This is a genomic window from Peribacillus butanolivorans (assembly GCF_001273755.1).
Taxonomy (GTDB): Bacteria; Bacillota; Bacilli; order Bacillales; family DSM-1321; genus Peribacillus; species Peribacillus butanolivorans.
Window position 1 is genome coordinate 2,162,077 of sequence record NZ_LGYA01000001.1, and the last position, 23,976, is coordinate 2,186,052.

A 23,976-nucleotide genomic window follows, 5' to 3' on the forward strand; every position below is an offset into this window, starting at 1 on the left:
GAGTCTATTCTATAAGGAAAGAGGGGCTATGCCAATGCGTCCATTACAAAATGAAATCGTAAAAAAATTACTTGTCCAACCAACGATTAATCCTGAAGCTGAATTCAGAAAAAGTGTCGATCTTCTAAAAGATTATATGAAGAAAAACGATTTTCTAAAAAGCTTTGTACTGGGTATTTCTGGAGGTCAAGATTCAACGCTAGGCGGCTATATCGCACAAACTGCTGTCAATGAATTGAATCATGAAACGAACAGCAAAGAATATAAATTTGTTGCTGTGAGCCTTCCATTCGGTGTACAGGCTGATGAAGATGACAGACAATTGGCTTTGAAATTCATTAAGCCAAGTCAAACGGTAACAGTTAATATTAAGGAAGCAGTGGATGCATCGGTAAAGGCTGTGGAAGACGCTACGGGTGAAAAACTATCCCATTTCTTAAGAGGAAATGTCAAAGCACGTGAGCGGATGAAGGTGCAATACGATTTAGCCGGACTATATAAAGGTGTCGTGCTTGGTACAGACCATGCAGCGGAAGCAATCACCGGTTTCTTTACAAAACATGGTGACGGGGCAGCTGATATCATCCCGTTATATCGTTTGAATAAAAGGCAGGGAAAAGAAATTCTGAAATTCGTCGGAGCACCTGAGCGTCTATATACGAAAATTCCAACTGCAGATCTAGAAGATGACAAACCGCTGATTCCTGATGAAGTGGCTTTAGGTGTGAGTTATGATGAAATCGATGATTACCTTGAAGGTAAGGAGATCAGAACGGAAGCGGCCGAAATCATCGAAGGCTGGTATACAAAAACCGAACATAAACGGAATGAAGCCATTAACGTGTACGATACTTGGTGGAAATGAAGGAATAATGGAGAAGCTTAGTTAAGATAGGACTTCAGCATGTAATTGAATGATAAACGCCAATCACTGTTGAAAATGCAGGATTACGAATCTATTATTAGAGCCCATATTACTATGAAGATGCAGTAGAATACTATGGTTATGGGGAAGCAAACCAATCATGAGATTTCCGAATACTCCCATTTTTCAGCCAAACACAGCAGTAAAAAATGGAACCTTTCCTAAAGTGAAAGGTTCCATTTTTTTAGTCTATATGTGAATAAATATGTTTTTCCAAATTGTTTCTCGAATGCTTCTTTAGTTGTTCATTATAAACTATTGCTTCCTGCGTCAAGAGTAATGGACTTTCTATGTTTTAAAGGAACGGCGATTTTTTATTTAATTGCACGATTGTTTCCAATACTTCAGGATTTTAAAAGAGAAGAAACATCACCTATGTAGTAGGATGATTTAATGACACGTGGCATGACTTTCCATTTCTCGTTTAGATGGAATCGGTTTTAGTACAGCATGATTCTATACTTGAGACAGTTAAAATTGGAGTTCCAGAAGATGTGAAGGGTGAAACGACCATCTGTTTTGTGCCATATTTCATTACATCCGATGCTAGATGCTTTTATTTCATATTGCCTCACTTCTTAATTAATTAAAACCTGAAGACATCACTATCGGGGTCTGTGATTCCTCTGGAACAAAACCCTTACAGTCTTTCTAGTTCTAATTGCTTCTGTTATAACGTCATTCTCTTGTAACGCAGAAACTGAAAACCAGTCAGCCGTCACAGAAGAGATTTCAACAACCATGATGGATATCAGATCTCATGCAAGCCAACTGGCCGAAATGGCACAGAGAATGCTAAAGGGAGAATAATATGAACAAAAAAATCATCGCACACTTTGAGAGGTATGCGGTGATTTTTTTAGTTGTAGACTATAACTCCATTTATAGAAAGACTCGTTATTACAAAGGGATTCTCCATATACAGGTCCAAGAGCGCTTGTTACATCGGAAAATAGTAAACAAAGTATTTGTATATTTATATATCTTGAAGTAGAGTATATTTAATATATATAATTTTAAATGGTTTTCCGATGGAGGTTCTTTTTCGATATGAACTCGAAAACATGAACTTAACACTTAGCAATGTTACTTTACGCAATGCAGCTGACAGTTATGTTTCTTTTGAAAGCGGCAGATGATCATAATAATAATAATGAAATAACGATTAAGCTTTCACACGGTCAAGCAGAATTTCTAGAAGCGGAATTAAGAGAAGTAAACCGCCGTCGTAAGGAAAATAGCTCTGAAATATTTAGACATAATCAGGAAAGTTTAAATGACGACGATTCTTTCAATCTGTTTAGCATTGATTTATTTAATGAAAATGAATCAAAGTAAATCTGGAATTCTGAGATTGTAAAATCTATTTCCACACATAATGCCAGCTCCTCTGTAACTTCTCCCTTTTTCCATTCTAAGATATGCTACAGAGAAAGTTCTCATTATAACCTCTTATATAACTCCAAATGCTAAATTCCGATAAACTAGCGTAAGTAATGTTAAGAGCAAGGTGATCTCTTGTTATCTTTTTTTTGATTGTTTGAAGAATTTTTTTATCAATAAATACAGTGAGGAAATTGCAGCAAAAACTAAGAAAAATACGATGAAGCCCCAGAGGCCTACTGCAGCATCTTGAAATTCCATATTTCCTCTACTAGTTAGAGCTTGTTGTATTTCAATTGCAAATACTAAGACAACCATGACAGTAAAGGTATATAGGAAAGAAAGAATGGTAATCCCAAAACGCATCCGGGATATTAAATTAGATAAAAATAACACAAACAAAAATATAATAATTCCTATAATCCCCATTATCCAAAAATGTAGATCTTTGTCCGTTGCATTTGAATTTAGAGTGTCGCTTACAAATAATAGTATAAAATCGTGAATATTGTTTACGATTTCCGCTAATATCTGGATGAATTCTTTCATGAATAACACCTCCAATCCCTAAATTATAGCAGGTTATAATTTTATATAGAAGGGATAAGTTATTAGGTTTATTCTGCATCATTTTACATAGATGTCATAGAAAATATAGCTAGTCAGATTGAGAAGGAAGGATAGTTTAAATGAATTCAATCGTTTAACGATTAAGCTAACACACTCATTAATATCGAGTGAGTTTTTTTGTTTTACAGTTATTTTTAGCTCAGCACAATGGTCGATCTTTTTTAGGGCAAAACTAGGAAACATTGCCGGTGGCTATACAACATTCGATACATAGAAAAGATAAAGATCAAGTAGAAAATGAAAATAACAATTTTAGCCTTGATTGGATTGATTGGCTTTTTTATTAATAAGTGTTTAAAATAACAAAGAGCTAAATTAGTGAGTACGAGCCTAATTATGTTCTAGTAACAACAGGTATATTGGATTATTATTATAAGTTAGGTTATTAACAATACGTAAAGGCTATTTGATTTATCTGATGGAGGAAAAAGTATGCAAAATGAACATAATCACATGTTAACAATAATTGATTTTATGAAAACTGGACACAAAACTTACTTTGTGAAAATAGTAGGTTTTGATGCTGATGCTGGAAGGGAATTTGAAGGTGAAATCAAATTTGTCCAGAATATGCCTTTTGGAGATTTGATTCACCCTCAAAGATCACATTTATCTTCTACTTGCAGAGAATTTGTCCGTGAAAATTTGATAAACAGATATGATTCAGGTCAATTTAACTGAATTAAGGAAACTACGAGTTCTATTTGAATGAATATCTCCTTGTTTGTTCATAGTTTACCTAGCTTTTCAATATGTCTGATAATAAATTTACTAGAACTTGTAAGACATCATATTCTAAGATAATTTTGTGTTTCAGTAGAGGATGCATCTTTCCATTCCTTAGTTGATGAAGTGTTTTTTTGTTGTTTAATTTTGGTAAAAAACAGGGTATAAAGAATTTGTTGTACCTAAATATAATTATGTCAATTTTCTCTGTTTACAGACAAAATAGCATATTTTTCCCTATTTAACTCTCAGACTTTAATCCTTATAATAGAAAATATGAAAAATATGACAGTTATAATAGAAATATACTATTTTTGAGGTGAGTCTTTATGGTATACGCAGACATATTGAGTAACATGCACTCTGCTATCTCCAGTAAAATAGCTAGTTTAGACGAAAAAATTGAACGTTTAGTGAAAGCGAAAGACGGTATTATAAAAGAACAAAGTATGTGTCTTAACGAGATTAGAAATATTAAAAATCCGGAGCTGGGTAGTAGTTGGACAGGAAGCCGCTCAGATGATTTCCAGGAAGCCCGTGGTGATGCTTATAATGTGATGTTTAGCATCATCCATGACGACTATGACGACTATCAATGGAAAATCGAAGCGATGATTACAAAGCTAAATGCCGAGAAAACTCTTATGAATATAGCTGGAAATATAGCCCAAGAAGCCGATCACCTTTTAGACAAAGGTGAGGAGGCACTTGGGCAGCTGGAAAGTAAAATATCAGATTTAAAAAGGCGGTTGATTTAATGGCGACAATCAAACTGAATCATCCTGCCGTAACAAAGCAAGTTAATCAGGTAAAGACTGCTCTTGGTACAGTAACGCTTGGAAATCTGCCGGCCGACGAGCTTGGGAACAATAAGCTTGAATTTACCTCAAAGTGGATCGACCGTGAAGTAAACCTCGAAAAAGTATTTGAGCGATATATCAAAATCGTTCAAAAAAATGTGGAAGATACCCAGGCGAACATTGATCTATTGAAAGAACAGGACGATGCCATCACCCATTCGTCTACACATGGATTTCAGCCGCGATGAAAATATATGAAGCCAAGTCATTGACGGCCGCAACCAAGTCGCGTGCCAAGCAATATGAAGAACTAAAGAAGGAAGTCGCTGCCAAAGGAATTTCAGGGTATCGTCGGCCTGGATCACGAGTTTCAAGGCGCCGGGGCCGCGGCCATCAAAAGCTTCTATGAAGCACAAATCGATGTGGCGGACGCCTGGATCGAATTATTCACTACCCAGATCAGTTTTTTTGAAGGTATTCCTGCCAGTCTGGAAAAAGCAGACCTTTCCGGAAATACGGTGGTTAAGGTTCCCTTTTTAGATGGCGAAGTTTCGAATGGCATTAATCAAGCGAAGTCGCTTGTCGATGAACAAGCGAGTGATCTTCAAAGGATCCTGAACAGCATTGACGATATCCTTCCTCTTCATATATTCGACCAAAAAGACTTTAATGAAAAAATCACGTTGGCCGGACAAAGACTGGATGACACCATGACAAAGGTCGAAAATGTCGACCGGCAATTGGTGGTGGAATATGATGTCTCCGTCGGGCAGGAAAACGTGGCTGTTGGCCTTTTCCGTGCCTTGCTTGATGCCACGAAACAGGATGGCAGCGTTTCGCCTATGACTTTTAACCAATCGGCCTTTAAGAATAGTGACGTCTATCAAGTGAAGGATGAATTCGCCGGTCAGATGAAGGACTATCAGACCTTCAAAAAGCAACAAGCGGAAGCCAAGGAAATCGAACGCGAAATGGGAAGAACTTGAAAACCGCCCATAGTATGAAAAGGCCTGGGATACGATCAAAACCTTTACAGGGGAATTCACGGGATATTATGATTCAATCAGGGCATCAACCGGAGTCGATCCAGTAACGGGTCGCAAGTTGTCCGAAGTCGAACGAATCGCCGCCGGAGCCATGGCCGACGCTGGATTTATCCCTGTAGTTGGCTGGGCCGGCCGGGCCATCAAAGGCGGCAGCGCCATCTACAAAACGGCCAAAGGACTCAACGCGGCGAATCATGCACTCGATGCCTATAAAATGACAAAAGGCTTTAGCATCCTCCAGAAAACCGAATACGGCCTGTACGGGCTCACCGCAGTTAACGGTCTAGGCGAAGCGGTCACAGGCTAAAGACATGTTTGGAAACCAACTAACCGAAGAACAGCGTCAGAACGGGCTGATGATTGCCCTTGGAATTGGCGGTGTGGCAGGGGCGGCTAAGGTCTTTTCCAGGAGAGGTCCATACATTAGATAATATTACAATATGGCTACCAAAGTATAACTTGTTATTTGGTGATATGATTTTTGCTCTAGAATAGCAGAATCCTGGAATTATTGATGAAGCTAACATGGAAGCATCGCCAAACACTATGAACGTATATAACGTATATAAAGATACAAAAATCGTTGTTCCAGGTCATAAAACTTGGAGAGATTTTAGTTTGCTCCCATACGTTAGATATTGTCCAAAAACATGAAAATTGAGATTACCTATAAATAAAGATTAAAATCCTAATAATGATTAGAAAGTAAAAATCACTTTTGAAATTTCAATAAGTATTTACAACCTAATTATTTTTGAATGCTTTTCTGTACTTGTCCACACCTTCTTTTAGTCTATGCATATACAATATTAAGGAGGGTGTTAGGATGAATTGTTTTATAGAAAAATGCTTTGAGAATAATGATCCAAGTACAGTTTGGGTTCCTAAGAAGCGTTGTAAATGTAAGAACAAGCATCGTTTTTATTAATCACTTAAAAGTAAGAAGAAACCGTTCAATAAGTTTTTTTACAATTTAGAAGCAATTACGTAATAAGAAGCTGATAATAGAGCGTCTATACCAATTATGTTTTAATAGTAATATATTTTAGGGGCAGACTTAGAGACTGCCCTTTTTAAATGATAAAAATATAAAAGGGCACAATATGATATATAGTAATAGGCAAGAAAAGGATTGAACAGGAGTTATAGCTGGATGAATGGAGAAACTGTTGGGATATATTTTAATAAAAGTAATAAACATATTGATTAGGTTTTATCTCATAGGCTCCAAATAGTCATGTTATTGCTTATTTTCGACGAAAGTGAAAATTTGATAAAGTGATGTATGTAAATAGAAAAAAGCACTTAAGCTTAATGGCTGAGTGCTTTTTACATGGTACTATTCTTTTTTTAAAATTTGTCTGCTTTGCAGGATAATCTCATTATTTTTATTGATTGCTTCAACATTGTTTAACTTAACAGGGTCATTAATTAATTCGTTATCTTCCATATATTCAAGTAACAATTATTCTTTCACTCACTAAACATTGGGATTTTTATGTTGTTCTCATTTCTTCCATATATCGGTGCATAATAATAGTATATTTTACAATTAGGGGGAACTTATGGATACAGCTAGCAGTTTAATGGGGATTATTGCAATTATACCCATTTTATTTTACCTCGGACTTCTTTTTTTAAGTGTTTACTTTGTTATTAAGGTGATTAAATTTATTAATGCTAAGACAAGACTAGATCAGGAAAGAAACGAAAAGATGGATGAGTTAATTAGGGTTATCGGTAAGAAGGATCAGGAATAAATAGAAAAACACTTAACCTAAATGGTCGAGTGTTTTTTTTTTGATATATGGAATTACTTTTTTTATTCATGTAATAACATTTGGGCTAGGTTAATAGCTTCTTTTTTTAAACAGTGGGAACAAACTGTACGGTATTTAAAAAATAATAAGTAACAAAATACGAGTCGCCTCTTAATAAGGGGTGGCTTTTTATTATGCAAAGAGCAGTTAGGTGTACAAGCATTTGTGATTAAATAGCATAAAAATAATATGAGGTGAATAAAATGACGGCAAAATTACAAACGTTATTAACCGGATCCGAAAAGAATATGGGCAGTGGTATACATCCAGTGGTGAAAGAATCAGCATTAGAAATGATTAAACGCGCCTATAAAGAAGGTATTTTTGTTCAAATCAGCGCAGGCTACCGTTCTATGGAAGAGCAAGCAAAGTTATATGGTCAAGGTCGCCTAGGATATAGTTATAAAGGTAAAAATTATAGTGATCTATCGAAACCAAAAGTGACAAACGCTCAGCCAGGTCAATCATATCACAACTATGGACTAGCCATTGATTATATCATAGTGAGTGATGATGGGAAGAATGCAATATGGACAGTTGATTCAAAGTGGAAACGAGTAGCTTCTATTGGTAAAGATTTGGGTTTTCAATGGGGTGGAGATTGGGCTTCGTATAAAGACTATCCTCATTTGGAGATGACGGGTGGATTATCCTTTTCACAATTACAAGCAGGCAAAAAACCCAATTTGGTATCAAAAGTGCCTACTGGTGATCAGATTGTAAAACAAATCCAAAAAACATTAAACACTAGGTATAAAACAAGAATCGTTGTGGATGGTATTTATGGCCCTAACACTAAGAAGGCGCTGATAAAGGGGTTCCAAAGGGAGCTAAATAAACAATATAGTGCAAAGCTTAAGGTCGATGGGAAATGGGGTCCTAATACAAAGGCAGCTTCACCCATTATTAGAGAAGGGGCGAATGGGAATATCACATATATCTTACAAGCTATACTTTATTCTGAAGGTTACAATCCAAATGGGGTAGATGGTATATTTGGAAGTGGCACAAAATCAGTGGTAAAAGTATTTCAAAAAGCTAACGGATTACCAGCAGATGGTATCGCTGGTGAAAATACATTTGCTAAGTTGTTTGCATGACATAAAATTGTGTGCATGAATATGCAATAATTTTATGGGTGAATTATTGTATAACTCCCAGAATCACACCACGTTAGAAGCCCATCTCTAAATCGAGAGGGGCTTTTTTTCTCTATCTATTCAAACAGAGTATATAATCGAATCGGTTTTTGGTTTCCAGAAGAATCTAATCCGGGATTTAAACTTAAAAATACAGTCTCTACACTTGAATTATTTGGATTGTTTTCAACTTTTATTCCCTCTGCTTCAAGAGTGCCAACATAACTTCCTGTTATTTTTATGGTGTTGATATGCTCGGCATTACCACCGTTAGTATAAGAATATTTATAGAGTGTAGGTGTATCACCTGCTGCACCGCCATACAGATAAAGGAATTTGTTACCAGAACCTATCCCAGTGATATCAAATCCTTGAAAGGAATTATTGGGTCTTGTGAGTCCTGTGAAATTTGTCAACTGCAATGAGCTTAGATCTTTTATGGACATTTTATTATCTGATGAAGCCTTTAATGCCTTTGTTACGTCACTTAGTTTATATACGGCGTAGTAGGTATTAGATGCTGAAGTTCCAATTTGAATTCTAAAACAAATACGATCTTTGCCATCTGCTATTGCCACAGCACTTCTATAGGCACTACCACTTATTTTTGATGTGACTTCTTCTAGATTTGTTATCGTTTTTACATTTACTACTTCTGCGCCCGTTGGTTTTGCAGGGTTAACTTTATACTCAATAAGAGATATATCAGTAGACCATTTATTGCTATCACCACTATTTACGGTATTCCCTACCCATAATAAAGTTTTTCCATTCTCTTTTATCACTTCTAAAGACTCTCCGTGTCCATAGTCTCCAAGTATTACATAATCTTCTACTTCACATTTTTCACCTTTTATAATGCAGCGTGAAAGCACTGTAGCCGATTTAACTCTCTGAGTAATAAAAACTTCATTTTTATCACCATAATCAAAGTTTTGTATAGCATTTTCATATTTCAGGCCTAAATATTCAAATACCCGGTCTATAGTAGTCGTTTTTGTTGGGACTGTGTTGGCAGCGCTAGTAGTAATACCGGACATATTTAAGAGTATGAGGCATCCAAAAAGTGTTATAAAAGTTTTTTTAAAAAACTATTTTCATTTTATAATCCCCTTTTTATATTCTTATCATTATTATTTGCAGATAATATAATAACATGTTAATTATGTTTAATTTTATCTTAAAAGTTAAAAAATATAAGGAAGTAAAAGAGGATTAAAAGGTGTCGTTTATTTGGATGTATTTATAGTATCTTCTACAAATTCGGGAACTGACTTCACTTGAAGAATATAGACCAAGCGTTTTTTGAACAAGTTTTTTCTCAAGGAAAAACTGCACTTTATTTCATGGGGATCACTACATCTCGAATGGTTAATACAAAGGGTTAACTTTAGGTAGTACTGGTACAGTAACTGATCATGTTATAAGTTAAGTTTAAAATGATTCGATGAACAGAAGGAATCAACTGTGTAATACCAGCTAAAAGATAATCCCCTGAATTGGAACTAGAATAAATGACCATAATGACCATAATAGCCATAGATAAAAATATAAAGGATGATATCATGATTTATATCTATAATGACTATGGTGGGACACATACCACGGCTCTAGCAGCCGCCTATCATTTAAAAGAAATTATCCAATCAGAACGAAAACTAACTAAAGAAGAAATATTAAATGTTAATTACTTCAATAAATTAACAAAAGATGATTCAGGGAAAATTATTTTTCATGGGATAGATGAAAATGGAGACTCGGTATATACTCTAGGACGGCGATCATCCAAAATTGTTGTTCCGGCATTAAAAAACTTAAGCTTCATACTGCAAAACAAACATCAATTTCATGAAAAAATAATATTCTCTAATACATCACCAACTGTACCGTTTGTGATGTCAATTGGGGGTTTTTTATCAAGACAATTAAAAATTGATTTTATTGGTGTACCATTATTAATTATAGGTGCCAAACAATGCTGTGATAATATTTTTCGGTTGGTTGAAAACACCAAACAAATAGGGAAATTCTCAAGTGAGGAAAAAGTGATTATTTTAGAAAATGAAAAATATAAATGATAATAGTTAGTATTTTATCTAGGTGAGAAAAGAGATATCCCTAGCACAGGAAGTCGGTTAAGCAAGATACGTTGAGTCAACCATAATAAATGTTGGCTCTTTGTTGTTACGCATATGAAAGAAACTACATGTTAACAAAAATAAGTAAATTACCACTCATGAATTAATAAAATCGAAAGTTTTTTGGAATCTATGTAAATTTTGTAATGAATATACGTGAATTTCGTAAATTTTTGGAATCCTAGGTATTTTCCTGATTTTTAGTTGTATGATTGAGAAAAAGGAGTTTATTGAGATGAAATTTTCAGAAACTATTGTAAATTTTTTTTCAATCAAACAAAAAGAAATACCCGACACACACTTTCAATGTCATGTCTGTGACGGAACAGGTGCCTATGATATATATACTGACTGTCTTACTTGTAATGGAAAAGGGCTAATAAGTAAAATTGAGTATTTTAGTAGGCTTGAAAACGGTGAAATCTAAAAGTTTTAATGTTGACTGTTACTATGCCTTATCGATTTACAGATAGCGCTACAGAAAAACCTAAGAATAGGGAAAATGAATAATATTGTTTAGTTACACAGTTAGATTTTATTTTTTTATCTTTCATTAAATAGGTAGGATTACAAGAACCTTGTCAAAAATTCTACACTTATATTATTTCCAGTAAAATACATTAAAGTATTTGTAGGAAGCCAACAAGTCACATGATCAAAATAGAATTCCCTAGGAGTCCTTTTAATAGGAAGAAACTGTGGGTATCTTGAAAAATAAATAAGCAACAAATCCAAAGTCGTCCAAAAGGTCGGCTTATTAATTTCGAAATGGGGAGACAAAAGATATTCGAACTTGGATTATCAGCTTTGTTTATTGGCACCCTGTTACCCAACTATTCAAAGCATGGACAAGACTTTTGGGAGTTTTAATGGTCATAATTGCATAGATATTATAAAAGGAAGTACAAAAAAGCTTTATGACAAATGGTTAAAAATCAGAAAAATGTATCAAGCAATGATATTCATTTAAATTGTACGAGTCAGATAACCTTTATAATCTTTTACAAACAAGGATAAGAAAAAGTAAAAGCACTGATAGTTAAGGGTGAGCAATAATTTGTGCTGTAAGGAATTAATTAGAGGGGATTATATCCTTTTGTTGAAATGATTAGAAAGGGGGTGGTGAGTGTGAATAAAGAAAGAGTACGTTTGGCTATTTTAAAGGAATTATACAACGGAAATAACGCCTTTAAACATGTGGATTTAGGGATTGAACCTAATGCCCTTAATGATGCTGTTGAATTCCTACAAGACGAAGGGTATATTGATGGTGCTGAAGTATATCTTACAGGGAATTATGATATATCCAACGCTATGATAATTGAAAAGGGAGAAGATTATCTAGAGGATAACTCCCTATTAATGAAAGCGTACAAAGGGTTGAAGGGAGCGAGAGATTGGATAAAAATTTAGTAACAACGTTAAAGCATCCAATCATTGGATGCATTTTTTTTATCATAAATCGGAACAAATGTTCTATAATATAACTTATAGAATGAATGGAGTTGTTCCTATGTCACTTAAAGATCGCGGAAATATTAAATGGAAATCAGCTATGTTTTTGCCTGAGCACGTTAAATTACTAAAAGATTTAAATAAAGATTATTATCGGCAAGTAAAACCAATATTAGATGAATACCAAATAGAAGAGTTTGAAAACAAAATACACAATGCTATGGAGTTTAGTTCACCAGTAAAGTTTACTGTTTGGGAAGACGGCTTCGATTGGGAGTATACAGGATTATTACATAGATTAGAACCAAAAACTAATTTGATTCATTTAGAGTTGGAGAAAGAAAAGGGATATATTATAAAAATAAAATTTGAAGATATTGTAGAGGTTGAAGTTAAAGAGTAAAGAAATTTAAATGGAAATACCACTTTGTTATATTCTTAATTTTACATGTTACTCACAGAAAAGTTAAAAAATGTGAATGTAAACTTAAATCAAATAGAGGAAAAAATTAAAACTACAAAATCAGTGATAAAAGAAAATAAAAAAGCTAGTGACAATAATATTACTAGACTGTGTTCGGATAAATTGTTGCTCAGGAACACAGTCAAAGTCTAAGAAATGTTGTGTGAAAAGAGATATGAATACACAATCACACGATTTGTTTTTTTGCTTGTTTATCAAGCATAATAAGGAGAAGTGATTTATTATTTTTCAATAGCTGCATTTTTTCAAAACATAGCTTTTTATTTACAATTAAATGAATTTATCTAAAAAAACCACTAGTCATATAGGATTAGTGGTCTTCTTTATTTTCAATAAACTCAACAACTTCCTCAAGTCTACACAGATGTCAGGGACGGTAGCAATTACGTAAAATTTAAAAGGAAGGATTTATCATTTAAAGGTTCTTTTGAATTGAAAGGACCATTAAAACAGCTGCTCAAAGAGTAGTGGATAACCATATTAGAATCTATTTGTATAGAAAACTGCTGAAGTGGCTTAATGAGCAGAGTCGAGAGATTAATGACACTCATTTGAAATGTATTTTTTATGTAAATAAAATATAAACTTATGGTAATCCAGGTACTTATGTATTAGTATAAATATAGATTGTGGTTCTTTATAACGAATTCAGGGGGGAGAAAACGTGCTTAATAGAGGTGTTTTGTCATTGGTTGCTGTAGGGTTATTAGCTTCGACAGTGTCCGTTGGTACTGTTAAGGCTGAAGAAAACGAGAACGCGTTGGCTAGGAAAGCTATAGAAAGTCAAGTTGAAAAGCCACTCCAAAAAGGGATCATTAATTCTAAAACATTTAATCAATTTGAAAAAGTATTAAAAGGTTCTCAATCAAACTCAGTACATAGGTTCAATAAAATGGGTAGGATGAGCAGTGGCTCTTCTGAGGAAGATTACTTGATTGAAAGTGAATATAATGACGACTTTAATTCAGCAAATATATCATCATATGAAAAACCGACAATCGGTCAACTACTTCCTTTGTACGATGTCGATTTTTATAAAGTAGAAGTACCTCAGAGTGGAGTTTTACTAGTAGCTGGGGAAACTAACTCATATGCTATTGATCTACTATTTACTGCCGTACAAAAAGATTTTGTTGAGAATAATAACTTGGAATATTTGGGTAGCGAATATGAGGATGATGTTGAAGTACAAGCATATCAAGCTAAAGCTGGCACATATTATGTGGGTGTTATAGACACTGATAATGACTACATTGACAATAATACAGTAGAGGATTTATATGCTATCTCAACTGGATTTGTAGATAATGTTAAGCCATCTAAGCCAAGTGTTAATAAGGTTGACAATAATGACAAAGTTATAACAGGGAAAGCAGAAGCTAATTCTACGGTTACTGTTAAAAGTGGAAGTAAAGTGTTAGGCTCTGCAAAAGCAACATCTAAAGGAACATTCTCTATTAAAATAGCCGTGCAAAAAGCGGGAACTAAATTGACCATCACAGCTAAAGATAGTTCAGGGAATGTGAGTTCAAGTGTTTCTGTAACTGTTCTAGACGTTGTTCCACCAAGTAAACCTACCGTAAGTAAGGTAGATAATAATGACAAAGTAGTAACAGGGAAAGCAGAAGCTAATTCTACGGTTACTGTTAAAAATGGCAGTAAAGTATTAGGCTCTGCAAAGGCAACAACGAACATTCTCTATTAAAATAGCCGTGCAAAAAGCGGGAACTAAATTAGCGGTCACAGCAAAAGATAGTTCAGGGAATGTGAGTTCAAGTGCTTCTGTCACAGTGTTAGATGTTGTTCCACCAAGTAAGCCTACGGTAAGTAAGGTAGATGATAATGATAAAGTTGTAAAAGGGAAAGCTGAAGCATCATCGACTGTGACCGTAAAGGTAGGTAGTAAATCCCTTGGTTCAGCGAAAGCAGCGTCTAATGGGAGCTACTCAGTTAAGATAAAAGCACAGAAAAAGGGAACTACCCTTTCAATAACTGCAAAGGATAAAGCAGGAAATGTTAGTTCAAAGGCAACTACTAAGGTTGTAAAACATTAAATTCACGGTAATATTACATCTGTTGTTACAGATGAATCATTAAAGACAATGGACATTCTAATAAAACTAAATCAAGTAGGAGTACTCAATATCCGTAATACTTCAAAAACTTGGAGAGAAGAAAATGAGTATAAAGAAAAGTCAAACATTCGTACAGTTAGATGTGAGGAATTGGGATAATACTGAATTAGTAGAAAGTTTATATGAAATTTGCGAGACGAGTAAAGAGTATGAAAATGATGTAGTAGAGGTTCATCAGGTTGTAGACTTAGGGAAACTTAAAAATGATTGGAGATATTTAATCATTCTAAATATTTCACAAGACCTAGATAATCTGGGTGCGCAAATAGACCATTATTAAAAACAAAAACTTCACTTAATTAATGCTTGAAACCACCAGTCAAATTACTGGTGGTTTTCTTCTGTTTGAACTAATTCAATTACTACACTTCTATATTGCATTCAAGGTATTTTCTATGAATATTGCATGTCAGGTTAGAGCCTATTATGAAAATCGTACAGGTAGAATAGTAAAATTCTACAAAAGTCAGGCAAAGAAACATGGTACATGTGCTAGAACTATTCAGAATATTATTCTTGGAGTTTCGTATAAGTAGAAGGTTTAATGAAGGATCCTACATACTTTCCAGAATCCATAAATCAAGCATACAAATTATTTAATGAAGCAATGTGGATATCAGTATACCTAAGTTATTTTTCTATGACTCATTGTGCTCTACAGAATGAGAGAAAAATTTGCTGAGATTAAATAATAAAAATTACATAATACAACGTATTTATTACATAGAAAACCACGATAGAATACATAATATTGATTGTGCAATAGTGGTTAAGATATTTCAAATTAGATAAAATTTACATAATACCTCATTGGTAATGAGCTTGATATTACAATTGATTATTTGCTAGCTTGCATAATAATAATCGAGAGAATAAGTATTGGTTTAAGTGGTTAACTATTTATATGCATGGGGCAATTTATGGCTTTGGAGTGTGCGCAGTACAAGGTTCAAGTGCTAGTTAAAGAGTTCTGAATAATCCGGGCGAAAAGAAAATGAATGAATGTATACCTATACTTAGTAAATTTCACTTAACTCCTGATGATCCATATCCAAATGATCATCCAGCAGTATTGACTGATGATCATGCACTGTCATTAATAAAAAGACTAGCTGAAAATGAAATAAATGTACGTTTCCTACTACTATTAAAAAGGAAAAAAATCTTTCAGTATTAGAAGTTATACAAAATGGTATTGTAAAGAAAATGATGAAACTAAGTTAAACGCAGATTATGCTAAGGAATATGGTCTATCTAATACAGAAATTAATAATCTCCAACAGGCATTTATTGAAATTTCTTCAAATGATTTAAATGAAATTGAAAGTGAAAAAGATTATTAGAGAAGGAAATACTTAAACAAGACGATGTTATTCAAATAGGCGAACTAACAGTATAAGCTGCTGGTAGACATCTGCACCGCCTTCAGTATTGTAAAAAACTTTAAAAATTGTATTTGGAACCGTTGTCGGGTTGACTGTTGCTACTTTAATTGTTCCAGACATGTATAAATTAGGAGCTTATGCAGCTTGCCACAAATGGGGTTAAAAGAAACCTAAAGTTAAAGGTGCGTGTAAAACACTAGGATACTGGTATAATATCCGAAACTAAGGGGGAAACACAATGTTTGACATACCTGACTTTTCGAGAGTAAAAATACTGAAATTATCGATACATTCTTTGCTTATATGCATTTTATTAAGCTTAGTTAGCTTAATTATTAACGATATTTTTTCAATTATCGTTGATGAAAGAATTAATTTGAATTTATTTTTTATTCCAATAATCATGGTTTTTTGGGTTTTGATAGCAATTAAAAAACCAACATACCAAAAATAATTTCAGGATAAGAGTCTGGGCACAATGATCAGGCTTTTTTTATATTTGTTTTACAATAAAAATATCACTATTCACCCTATTTACGAAAGGTTTTTCTTTATTAAATCATCAATGCAGATTTGCATTCGTGAGGACGAAATAAACCTCGACATGGACGACTTAAACATAGCGCAGACCGCGGTTGATAGCGGTCTTGCAGTAGTAAATCGCGTATTCATCATTGGCTACGACGATTCGCAAGTGAAAATTTGGCGTTAATTCCCGAAATTTATTCGGAAGTTTTAGACGGAGCAATCCTGGATGAATCCTTTAATTCCTTTATTTTCTTTTATTGTTACAATAGTTATTTTCTTAGTAGTGCATATGAATACTTATTATCGGAGCACTTGTGATGAACTTCGGCCAGATTACGGAATCATTCTTTCCGAAGAAAAACGAGGAAGGCTAAGGTTTTTTGATAAAAAAATCGGCGCCTGCAAAGAAAGATGAACCCATTTGTAGGCGGATGCGTACATATAACAAACAAGATAATATAAGGAAAAGGGACGGTACTATTATGGGATTTTGGAAACAGGTTTTTAGACCTCGGGTCAGCGTATTGGAGGGCGGTCACGTATTAACTGATAATGTCGAAGGCAAAGGGCTCGTTAATAGAATGTCTGTAATTAAGGGGAGGAAGTCAGGCGAAGTCAAGGTCACAACGGCATTTGGACAGAAGCACTTCACACTTTCACGGATTGAGTGGGAACAAAGTGGAAATCGTAACGTCGGTAAAGCTAATGGTAGTACTATACTTAGTACGGCACTTGTGGGTTCAGTCGGTACAATCGCTGAAGTTGCTGTCAGAGCAATGAAAAAAGACAACTCGACTGCGTACATTTATTTGATTGACGAAGATGGCGAGGAGCACAAAATCCTCGTTCAGTGTACGAAGGAACAATTTGTACAAATATATAAATTGTGTAATTTATATAAAAATTAAATAAAGTGTTTCCTAGGAGTGTGAAAATAATGAGCCCGCAATAATCCCTCTCCTATATACGAGAACTGTGGATAGTAGGTACAGAAGGTCACAAAGTTTTTGTGTGAGAGTAATATTTAAAGTGTACTGCTCTTTGTTGTATTAATACGGTATCATTTACCTATACGTTTCTTTGATGGAGGTGTCAAATTAATCAAATTTAAGGAGATGCCCCATGAGAAAGAGTAAGTTAAAGAATATAAAAAGAGAACATGTATTGAAGGCTATTGAAATTGTAGAAGAAGAGGAAATGTTTCCTTCATTTAAATACGAACTTGCATACAAAGGCAATAGATATTCTCCAGTAGATGTATGTAATAAAGATTGCAAGTAAAGAAGCTAATGGGGTAGAATTTAGCACTCTCTCAGGGGGCAATCAGACAAATAATGTCTTAATCGACCTTGGTTTCACGGTAGTTTTAAAAGGAACAAAGCAAGTTATTGGGAAAGATCACTCATATAGTAAGAGAAAACTTTTTAAAAAAAGTGTATACCTTGAGTTATACAATGTCAAACGGTATAAGCTCGTAAGGTGACCGTTACACTGAACGGAAGAAAAACAGCGGTATATAGAGTAGATTAGCTGGATAGAGCAACGCCCTTCTAAGGAGTCGGTCGTGAGTTCGAATATCTCCCGGGACATCCAAAAGGGTTGATATATTAAGGTTCTCTGGTTAGAAATAATCAAGAGTGTCCGACCTATATCAACCTTTTTTGTGTTGTTTGTAGGTTTTGCCGTCGGCAGGAATCCATTATCACAGAAGACGTTTTTGGCGATCCGTGACGAATTGTATTGGAAGTTGTTATTTTAATAGAATATTTAATGTAAAATAGAATATATCAAAACAGCCACGTTTTTTAGGGGGAAGCAATTTGAATAATTTTATTGTTATGCAAGGTCACACTTATCAGGAAGAAAAAGATCTAGGGATTATTTGGTCGCCACAACAGGATAAGGGAGGAAATGTACCGCACTCTTGGCAACGTATGAAAGAGGTACAAAAAGGCGATCGAATCTTTCATTATGTAAAAGGTTTAATTGTTGCAATTAGCGTTGCAAATGATAATTATAAAAATGCTCCTAAACCTTCTATTATGCAAAATCATAGCAAATGGAACGATGAAGGCTATTTAGTGAAATTAGAATACCATGAGTTAGATGTACCTTTAAATGTTAGGGCTGGGTTAAATGAAATTCTCCCACTACTCCCAATTAAGTATTCGGCATTTCAAAAAAATGGTGATGGCAATCAAGGCTATTTATATCCTTGTAATGAGGAACTGGCTATTAAACTTCTAGATTTGATTAGTGATTTAAATATATATCAAGTAGACCAGGAACAACTTGAGCTATCGATTGATAATGTGAGAAGAACAGAAAGAAATACATTAGTTCCAGTTATTGCAGAAACAGAATCAGAAGTAAAAACAAAAATTCGTTTAGGTCAACAGAAGTTTCGCAAGTATCTTACGCCATTGTGGGATCATAAATGCGCATTATGCAGTATTGATTTACCTGAGTTACTAAGAGCGAGCCATTCGAAACCGTGGAAAGATAGCACAAATGAAGAACGTTTAGATCCATACAACGGCGTACTGCTTTGTTGTAATCATGATGCCCTGTATGATAAAGGGTTAATTGCATTTGATGGACAAGGACGTTTGCACATTTCTTCAGTTATCTGTAATGTAGATTATTTGAAGTATGGATTAGTACCAAGTACTAAAATTCAGATTCATTCCAAAAATAAAGTGTATTTTAAGTGGCACAAGAGGAATATTTTTGAAACAAATTAGTGAAATCTATAAAGATTTATAGTAGGTATACTTACACGACAATCTTTTTCAAAAAAAAGTAGTGATTTGTACTACGATTATATGTGAACATTAATCATAGTAATTTTGAATACATTTAAAGTTATTCAAAATACTGACATGCCAAGAGTTAATGATCGAAAAACGTGAAATCGACGATGTCGTACAGGATGTATATCATAACTTTTAGTTATAAACAAAAAGACAGTAAGCAAAGATAAGCTCACTGTCTTTTTGATTTAATATTATTATTGTACTTAATTAAAGGAAACCCTTATTAACATGTTTTAGAGCATAAATTTGATCACAAATTTGATCACACAAACGATTACAAACGTTTAAATGGCACTGTTTTTATGATCACAACAATGATCACAAATCCCTGAAATAACCCTCAATCCCCTCAAACCTTCTTAATAATCCGCTCCACAATCTCCATCAAATCATCCGGTCTGTGAAATTCAATCGGCGAAACACCTTTATCAAACTGAATCGTATCGGCTTCTATCATTAATACATACTTCCCATTAATCTTCCCTAAATGGATGCTATCGCCAAAATCGGCTAGAAGTCCTTTTATGGAAGTACTGCCAAGCTTCATTCGCAGTTCGGCTTCAGGTGTATGCTCGACAATCTGGGCAGTGGCTTCAACGACTTGGTGGGTTTCAAGGCGTTCCTGGATTTCTCGTTTATCGCTTGTTTCCCAGATTTCCAGGTCCTGTTCGAATTTCTGCAGTTCGTCACTGTTTTCTTCGAATTGTGCTGATACATGTTCATGAACCATGTGGATGACCTGGTTTTTCATGATTTCAGGCATCGATTCACCATATTCGACGAATTTCAAAAAGTCCTCGAAGTAGCGAGCATGTGAAGCCTGGTGGATTTTCAGCTCGGCTTCTTCGACCATTCCTTCTTCGGGCATGTAGGGATAGAAGGTAGCTGAAACATTGATATGACTGCATTAAGGCACTGTAAATGTGTAGTGGTCACTAATTTGGTCACATTCCTATAATTTTGTCCAATTTATCCGAGACAGATTTCTGCATATTGGGCAGGACATGACTATAAGTATTGAGCGTTGTTTCAATATCTGCATGACCTAATCGTTCTGAAATAAGCTTTACATTTACATTCTGTTGAATCAAGATAGTAGCATGTGTATGTCTAAGGTCATGAAACCGAATTTTTGGCAGTCCTATCTTCTCAGATAAATTATAGAACTCTTTGCGGAAGTTTCTTGGTATCATAGGATTTCCGCTTTTAGTGCAGATAATTAGGTCAAGGTCACGATAATTTGAGCCAAGTAATAGCTTTTCCTCCAAGATTTGTTTTCTGTGTGTCCTTAACTCGTCCACTAATTTACTGGGGATGTGAATAGAACGGATGCTTGCTCCATTCTTTGCACCTGCCTTAATCTCTGCGTTCTGTGTAAGTGTCTGCTTCACAAAGATTGTTTGTGTCTCAAAGTCAATATCTTTCCACCTTAGTCCGAGAATCTCTCCTTGTCGCATCCCTGTAAATATTGACATGAGAAATCCGATATGACAGCGGGTGAGCCGTTTTATCTTCTTTGCTTCGCTGATAAAGAAATTGACATGTTCTACAGACCAAACATTTATTTCTTTTCGTTTTATTTTTGGAAGTGTAATCCCAGTGGAAGGGTTGTCCTTTATAAGTTTCAAGACTTTAGCTTTCTTAAGGGATGCACTGACAATTCGAAAGATGAGATGGAGAGTGTGTTCCGAATAAGACGTGTCGTTCACTAGGTCGTTAACAAATTTTTGAATTTGAATTGGAGCAATTTGCTGTAATTTAAGATGACCAATTCTTGGTTTTATAACATTTCGGTAAAAGATGGAGTGAATCTCAAAGGTTGATTTTTGTAGACGACTTTTTCTTTCTTGAAACCATTCTTCCATATATTTACCGTAGGTCATTTTTGTTAGATCAAGAAATTCATTCTCTAAAACCTCAGCCTTTACCCTTGTCATTTCATCATTTGCATCTCGCTTTGATTCAAAGCCTCTTCGGCGAATCTGTTTTCGCTTGCCAGTCAAAGGGTCTATCCCACCATTAAAGACGAAATCCCATTTACCTGTTTTTTTATTTTGGGTTATACTACCATTCACGTTCAAGACCTCCATTTCAGGTCAAAAGATGTGAAAGGTTTCTATTCATTTATATTTTATCATGAAATCAACAGTGGAGAAGTGCCGAAAACATTATTGGTTAACAATATTTTCATCTATATCCTGTTAGAAATACAATATTTATACACAGGTTCTTAATGAATGGTGGTGACGTATTTACACTTCAAAAAATGTTACGTCATAGTAACCTTAAGATGACTGAGAAGTATCTTGCTATTTGGGGTACAGCATTAAGAGAACAAAACGAAAGATTTAATCCGCTTAGCAATATCGAATACAGAAAGAGATCCAACTTAATGAGGTACTATTTTAATATTAAACACACCCACTATTAAATGGGTGTGTTTCTTTGATAGGGGGTAGTTTATCACCAAAACAGCGGGAAAGGTATTGGGAAAAAGGTAGTAGCACTGTAATCACCGCAATCCAACCTCTTTTTCAAGATTGAATTATCTTTTAGTTACATTTTCTTTTCTTTGTCATCCATAAGCATTTGTCTCCTTGATTTTGTTTACTCGACACAATATGACAGTTACATTTAAGTGCAAATGGTAAAATAATCACAAAACTATGCTGGTGATAAGAAGGGACTGGTATGTATTAGAAGAGAAGCGGTTTTGGAAGGAGATTATCGTTATTCCTTAATTAGAGAATGGGATGAATCAAATCAGAGAAGAGTAGTCTTTGTTTTACTTAACCCAAGCACGGCAGATAACGTAGAAGAGGACCAAACGACAAAGGTATGTATCGAATTTGCGAAAAGATGGGGATATGGTTCTCTACAAATTGTTAATTTGTTTGCCTATCGTGCTACTGACCCCAATGATCTTAAGAAGGTGAAAGACTATAACAAGATGGTAGGGGAGCATAATTATGGTTTCTTACAGAATGCCTTACAGAGTGCAAGTAAAATAGTCGTAGCTTGGGGTGAACATGGAAAAATCCAAAAACGTTATATGGATGAATCCCTCAAATCTTTGTTTTCAAATTTTCGTCTGTACTGTTTTCGGGAGATAGCTAACAACCAACCTAAACATCCTTTAGGTGTAAATTATAACATTCCATTAAAAGAATTTACTTTTTATAAGCAGTTTTTGAGACCAGCTCTAGACGAGGGAGTAGTAGATATTATTTAAGTTGCGATAGGAGGTAGTCCACACCGTACTCAAAATAATATTTTTAACTGTATTTTTTTCTGGTTATTACTTCTTTTCTTGGAATGAGAGCCTAAATATAAATTTTTTACAGATTAGCATAATTTTGTTTGGTATAATTTTTATAGAATATTTTTTTATAAAATGGGGGTATTAAAATGGAAGCCTTTATACAACAAATTAAAACGCTATCAAGTAGAATAGAAAGAATAAAAGATAACATTCAAACTGAGGAAGCAACAAAAACCTCGTTAATTATGCCATTAATACAAGCATTAGGATATGATATATTTAACCCGGAGGAATTAGTACCAGAGTTCATAGCGGACGTTGGAATTAAAAAAGGTGAAAAAATTGATTATGCAATAATGGAAAACGGAAACCCTGTAATTTTAATTGAAGCAAAAAGTGTTCATGAGAAACTATATAAGCATGATTCACAATTATTTAGGTATTTCGGAACTACTAAAGCTAAGTTTGCAATTTTGACAAATGGAATTGAATACAAGTTCTTCACTGATTTAGAAGAACCTAATAAAATGGATGAAAAGCCATTTTTTATATTTAATTTACATGAAATAAGAGAAAATCATTTTCTGGAGTTGGCGAAATTTAGAAAGAATTTTTTTAATCTAGAAAATGTATTAACTACTGCATCTGAATTAAAATACACTAATGAAATTAAAAATTTCCTAACTCAACAATGGGATGAACCAAATGAAGAGTTTATTAAATTTGTTTTAAGTGATGTTTATCAAGGTGTAAAGACGAAGAAAGTAATTGATAATTTTCGAGATATAGTAAAAAAATCTCTAAATCAATTTGTTAATGAAAAGGTAAATGATAAGCTTCAAAAGGCTTTAAGTTCAACTGATGGAAATGAAACAAATTTAGCTGAAAAAATAAATGAAGAAGTAGCTCCGACAAAAGAAGAAGAGTTAATTGATGAACTTGAAAAAGTAGTAGATGGACCAATAATCGTAACCACCGAAGAAGAAATAGAAGGTTATGTTTTAATTAAATTAATGCTTAAAGAAAGCATAGATGCAAATAGAATTTACTATCGAGATAACAAAAGTTATTTTAACGTTTTATTAGATGATAGCATACGTAAATGGATTTGTAGATTAGGCTTTAATACAAGTAATAAATATATCCAATTAAATGATGAATTAAAAACTACACATAAATTAGAAAGTGTAAACGATATCCTTTTATATAAAGATGAAATTTTAAGGGTTACCGAACAATTTCATTAATACAAGTGGATGAACTTATTTGTTCATCCTTTTTTTACTGATGAATTTGTCTTAGAT

The 23,976-nt window shown here is 34.2% G+C and carries 24 protein-coding genes and 3 pseudogenes; 23 read left to right on the forward strand and 4 right to left on the reverse strand.

All coding sequences use genetic code 11. From position 1 onward, the window contains the following. The first annotated feature begins 34 nt into the window (after positions 1-34). From nadE to AKG34_RS10090, 3 genes are all read left to right on the forward strand, one after another. Complete coding sequence (gene nadE / locus AKG34_RS10085; protein ID WP_053345963.1) at positions 35-865, forward strand: NAD(+) synthase; 831 nt, start codon at positions 35-37, stop codon at positions 863-865. 488 nt (positions 866-1,353) lie between these two features. Beyond that, a complete protein-coding gene (locus AKG34_RS27470) occupies positions 1,354-1,515 on the forward strand; it encodes an AMP-binding enzyme (protein ID WP_152952267.1) in 162 nt (53 codons plus the stop codon). Positions 1,516-2,023: 508 nt separating this feature from the next. Further along, on the forward strand, positions 2,024-2,263 hold the full coding sequence (locus tag AKG34_RS10090; protein WP_152952268.1) for a hypothetical protein: 240 nt from the start codon (positions 2,024-2,026) through the stop codon (positions 2,261-2,263). A gap of 183 nt (positions 2,264-2,446) precedes the next feature. Here the strand turns inward: AKG34_RS10090 and AKG34_RS10095 are convergent, their stop codons facing one another. Continuing rightward, a complete protein-coding gene (locus tag AKG34_RS10095) occupies positions 2,447-2,857 on the reverse strand; it encodes a hypothetical protein (RefSeq protein ID WP_053345965.1) in 411 nt (136 codons plus the stop codon). A 513-nt stretch (positions 2,858-3,370) separates the two neighbouring features. On the opposite strand from AKG34_RS10095, the gene AKG34_RS10100 reads away from it, so the two are divergent. The 7 genes and pseudogenes from AKG34_RS10100 to AKG34_RS10130 all read left to right on the forward strand — a co-directional run bounded on the left by AKG34_RS10100 (position 3,371) and on the right by AKG34_RS10130 (position 8,430). Next, entirely contained in the window at positions 3,371-3,619 is a 249-nt protein-coding gene (locus AKG34_RS10100; RefSeq protein ID WP_053345966.1) for a hypothetical protein, read from the forward strand. Positions 3,620-3,993: 374 nt separating this feature from the next. Beyond that, complete coding sequence (locus tag AKG34_RS10105; RefSeq protein ID WP_053345967.1) at positions 3,994-4,422, forward strand: YwqH-like family protein; 429 nt, start codon at positions 3,994-3,996, stop codon at positions 4,420-4,422. Continuing rightward, positions 4,422-4,712 carry a YwqI/YxiC family protein gene (locus AKG34_RS10110; protein WP_053345968.1) on the forward strand — a complete coding sequence of 97 codons (291 nt, stop codon included), beginning with the start codon at positions 4,422-4,424 and terminating at the stop codon, positions 4,710-4,712. Before AKG34_RS10105 ends, AKG34_RS10110 begins: the two co-directional genes overlap by 1 nt. A 78-nt stretch (positions 4,713-4,790) precedes the next feature. After that, positions 4,791-5,450 carry a T7SS effector LXG polymorphic toxin gene (locus AKG34_RS10115; protein ID WP_083450738.1) on the forward strand — a complete coding sequence of 220 codons (660 nt, stop codon included), beginning with the start codon at positions 4,791-4,793 and terminating at the stop codon, positions 5,448-5,450. Positions 5,451-5,478: 28 nt separating this feature from the next. Continuing rightward, positions 5,479-5,817: pseudogene (locus AKG34_RS10120) on the forward strand (pre-toxin TG domain-containing protein); the annotation flags it as partial. A 1,258-nt stretch (positions 5,818-7,075) separates the two neighbouring features. Beyond that, positions 7,076-7,270, forward strand: coding sequence for a hypothetical protein (locus AKG34_RS10125; RefSeq protein ID WP_053345971.1), 195 nt, complete (start codon positions 7,076-7,078; stop codon positions 7,268-7,270). Between the two features lie 263 nt (positions 7,271-7,533). Then, positions 7,534-8,430, forward strand: a complete 897-nt coding sequence (locus AKG34_RS10130) for a peptidoglycan-binding protein (RefSeq protein WP_053345972.1) — start codon at positions 7,534-7,536, stop codon at positions 8,428-8,430. Positions 8,431-8,546: 116 nt separating this feature from the next. Here AKG34_RS10130 and AKG34_RS10135 read toward each other — a convergent pair whose 3' ends face one another. After that, positions 8,547-9,509 carry a helveticin J family class III bacteriocin gene (locus AKG34_RS10135; protein WP_053345973.1) on the reverse strand — a complete coding sequence of 321 codons (963 nt, stop codon included), beginning with the start codon at positions 9,507-9,509 and terminating at the stop codon, positions 8,547-8,549. Between the two features lie 525 nt (positions 9,510-10,034). Here AKG34_RS10135 and AKG34_RS10140 point away from each other — a divergent pair. The 10 genes from AKG34_RS10140 (at position 10,035) to AKG34_RS10190 (ending at position 19,338) form a co-directional block, all read left to right on the forward strand. After that, positions 10,035-10,547, forward strand: coding sequence for a DUF3189 family protein (locus AKG34_RS10140; RefSeq protein ID WP_053345974.1), 513 nt, complete (start codon positions 10,035-10,037; stop codon positions 10,545-10,547). Positions 10,548-10,842: 295 nt separating this feature from the next. Next, positions 10,843-11,034: a hypothetical protein gene (locus AKG34_RS10145; protein WP_053345975.1), complete on the forward strand. Its 192-nt coding sequence runs from the start codon at positions 10,843-10,845 to the stop codon at positions 11,032-11,034. 701 nt (positions 11,035-11,735) lie between these two features. Then, positions 11,736-12,020 (forward strand): YjcQ family protein, encoded by a 285-nt coding sequence (locus AKG34_RS10150; protein ID WP_053345976.1) that lies wholly within the window; start codon positions 11,736-11,738, stop codon positions 12,018-12,020. Positions 12,021-12,120: 100 nt separating this feature from the next. Further along, the gene (locus AKG34_RS10155) at positions 12,121-12,465 is read left to right on the forward strand and encodes a YolD-like family protein (protein WP_053345977.1); all 345 of its coding nucleotides are present in this window, start codon (positions 12,121-12,123) and stop codon (positions 12,463-12,465) included. A gap of 745 nt (positions 12,466-13,210) precedes the next feature. After that, positions 13,211-14,251 (forward strand): Ig-like domain-containing protein, encoded by a 1,041-nt coding sequence (locus AKG34_RS10160; RefSeq protein ID WP_269083731.1) that lies wholly within the window; start codon positions 13,211-13,213, stop codon positions 14,249-14,251. A 7-nt stretch (positions 14,252-14,258) separates the two neighbouring features. Further along, positions 14,259-14,600, forward strand: coding sequence for an Ig-like domain-containing protein (locus AKG34_RS28740; protein ID WP_269083732.1), 342 nt, complete (start codon positions 14,259-14,261; stop codon positions 14,598-14,600). A 124-nt stretch (positions 14,601-14,724) separates the two neighbouring features. Next, positions 14,725-14,961 carry a hypothetical protein gene (locus AKG34_RS10165; protein WP_053345978.1) on the forward strand — a complete coding sequence of 79 codons (237 nt, stop codon included), beginning with the start codon at positions 14,725-14,727 and terminating at the stop codon, positions 14,959-14,961. 2,115 nt (positions 14,962-17,076) lie between these two features. Continuing rightward, the gene (locus AKG34_RS10185) at positions 17,077-17,502 is read left to right on the forward strand and encodes a hypothetical protein (protein ID WP_152952269.1); all 426 of its coding nucleotides are present in this window, start codon (positions 17,077-17,079) and stop codon (positions 17,500-17,502) included. 214 nt (positions 17,503-17,716) lie between these two features. Beyond that, the gene (locus AKG34_RS27940) at positions 17,717-17,875 is read left to right on the forward strand and encodes a hypothetical protein (protein WP_161804919.1); all 159 of its coding nucleotides are present in this window, start codon (positions 17,717-17,719) and stop codon (positions 17,873-17,875) included. A gap of 539 nt (positions 17,876-18,414) precedes the next feature. Next, a complete protein-coding gene (locus AKG34_RS10190) occupies positions 18,415-19,338 on the forward strand; it encodes an HNH endonuclease (RefSeq protein ID WP_053345983.1) in 924 nt (307 codons plus the stop codon). Positions 19,339-19,759: 421 nt separating this feature from the next. On the opposite strand, the pseudogene AKG34_RS10195 reads toward AKG34_RS10190, so the two are convergent. Both AKG34_RS10195 and AKG34_RS10200 read right to left on the reverse strand, forming a co-directional pair. Further along, positions 19,760-20,305, reverse strand: a pseudogene (locus AKG34_RS10195) (DUF3898 domain-containing protein); the annotation flags it as partial. 49 nt (positions 20,306-20,354) lie between these two features. Further along, on the reverse strand, positions 20,355-21,485 hold the full coding sequence (locus AKG34_RS10200; protein ID WP_053345984.1) for a site-specific integrase: 1,131 nt from the start codon (positions 21,483-21,485) through the stop codon (positions 20,355-20,357). Between the two features lie 140 nt (positions 21,486-21,625). Between AKG34_RS10200 and AKG34_RS29440 the strand changes: the two are divergent. The 3 genes and pseudogenes from AKG34_RS29440 to AKG34_RS10210 all read left to right on the forward strand — a co-directional run. Next, positions 21,626-21,841 (forward strand): annotated as a pseudogene (locus AKG34_RS29440) (hypothetical protein); the annotation flags it as partial. Positions 21,842-22,123: 282 nt separating this feature from the next. Further along, positions 22,124-22,642, forward strand: coding sequence for a DUF1643 domain-containing protein (locus tag AKG34_RS10205; protein ID WP_053345985.1), 519 nt, complete (start codon positions 22,124-22,126; stop codon positions 22,640-22,642). A gap of 176 nt (positions 22,643-22,818) precedes the next feature. Continuing rightward, a complete protein-coding gene (locus AKG34_RS10210) occupies positions 22,819-23,919 on the forward strand; it encodes a type I restriction endonuclease (RefSeq protein ID WP_053345986.1) in 1,101 nt (366 codons plus the stop codon). The last annotated feature ends 57 nt before the right edge of the window (positions 23,920-23,976 follow it).

What these genes read in the sequence shown, in the direction of transcription:
- AKG34_RS10110 (WP_053345968.1), top strand. Translation starts at nt 4,422, where the DNA reads ATGGCGACAATCAAACTGAATCATCCTGCCGTAACAAAGCAAGTTAAT.
- AKG34_RS10125 (WP_053345971.1), top strand. Translation starts at nt 7,076, where the DNA reads ATGGATACAGCTAGCAGTTTAATGGGGATTATTGCAATTATACCCATT.
- AKG34_RS27940 (WP_161804919.1), top strand. Translation starts at nt 17,717, where the DNA reads ATGAGAAAGAGTAAGTTAAAGAATATAAAAAGAGAACATGTATTGAAG.
- AKG34_RS10165 (WP_053345978.1), top strand. Translation starts at nt 14,725, where the DNA reads ATGAGTATAAAGAAAAGTCAAACATTCGTACAGTTAGATGTGAGGAAT.
- AKG34_RS10135 (WP_053345973.1), bottom strand. Translation starts at nt 9,509, where the DNA reads ATGTCCGGTATTACTACTAGCGCTGCCAACACAGTCCCAACAAAAACG.
- AKG34_RS10140 (WP_053345974.1), top strand. Translation starts at nt 10,035, where the DNA reads ATGATTTATATCTATAATGACTATGGTGGGACACATACCACGGCTCTA.
- AKG34_RS10210 (WP_053345986.1), top strand. Translation starts at nt 22,819, where the DNA reads ATGGAAGCCTTTATACAACAAATTAAAACGCTATCAAGTAGAATAGAA.
- AKG34_RS27470 (WP_152952267.1), top strand. Translation starts at nt 1,354, where the DNA reads ATGGAATCGGTTTTAGTACAGCATGATTCTATACTTGAGACAGTTAAA.
- AKG34_RS10155 (WP_053345977.1), top strand. Translation starts at nt 12,121, where the DNA reads ATGTCACTTAAAGATCGCGGAAATATTAAATGGAAATCAGCTATGTTT.
- AKG34_RS10185 (WP_152952269.1), top strand. Translation starts at nt 17,077, where the DNA reads ATGGGATTTTGGAAACAGGTTTTTAGACCTCGGGTCAGCGTATTGGAG.
- AKG34_RS10130 (WP_053345972.1), top strand. Translation starts at nt 7,534, where the DNA reads ATGACGGCAAAATTACAAACGTTATTAACCGGATCCGAAAAGAATATG.
- AKG34_RS10090 (WP_152952268.1), top strand. Translation starts at nt 2,024, where the DNA reads ATGCAGCTGACAGTTATGTTTCTTTTGAAAGCGGCAGATGATCATAAT.
- AKG34_RS10095 (WP_053345965.1), bottom strand. Translation starts at nt 2,857, where the DNA reads ATGAAAGAATTCATCCAGATATTAGCGGAAATCGTAAACAATATTCAC.
- AKG34_RS10100 (WP_053345966.1), top strand. Translation starts at nt 3,371, where the DNA reads ATGCAAAATGAACATAATCACATGTTAACAATAATTGATTTTATGAAA.
- AKG34_RS10105 (WP_053345967.1), top strand. Translation starts at nt 3,994, where the DNA reads ATGGTATACGCAGACATATTGAGTAACATGCACTCTGCTATCTCCAGT.
- AKG34_RS10145 (WP_053345975.1), top strand. Translation starts at nt 10,843, where the DNA reads ATGAAATTTTCAGAAACTATTGTAAATTTTTTTTCAATCAAACAAAAA.
- nadE (WP_053345963.1), top strand. Translation starts at nt 35, where the DNA reads ATGCGTCCATTACAAAATGAAATCGTAAAAAAATTACTTGTCCAACCA.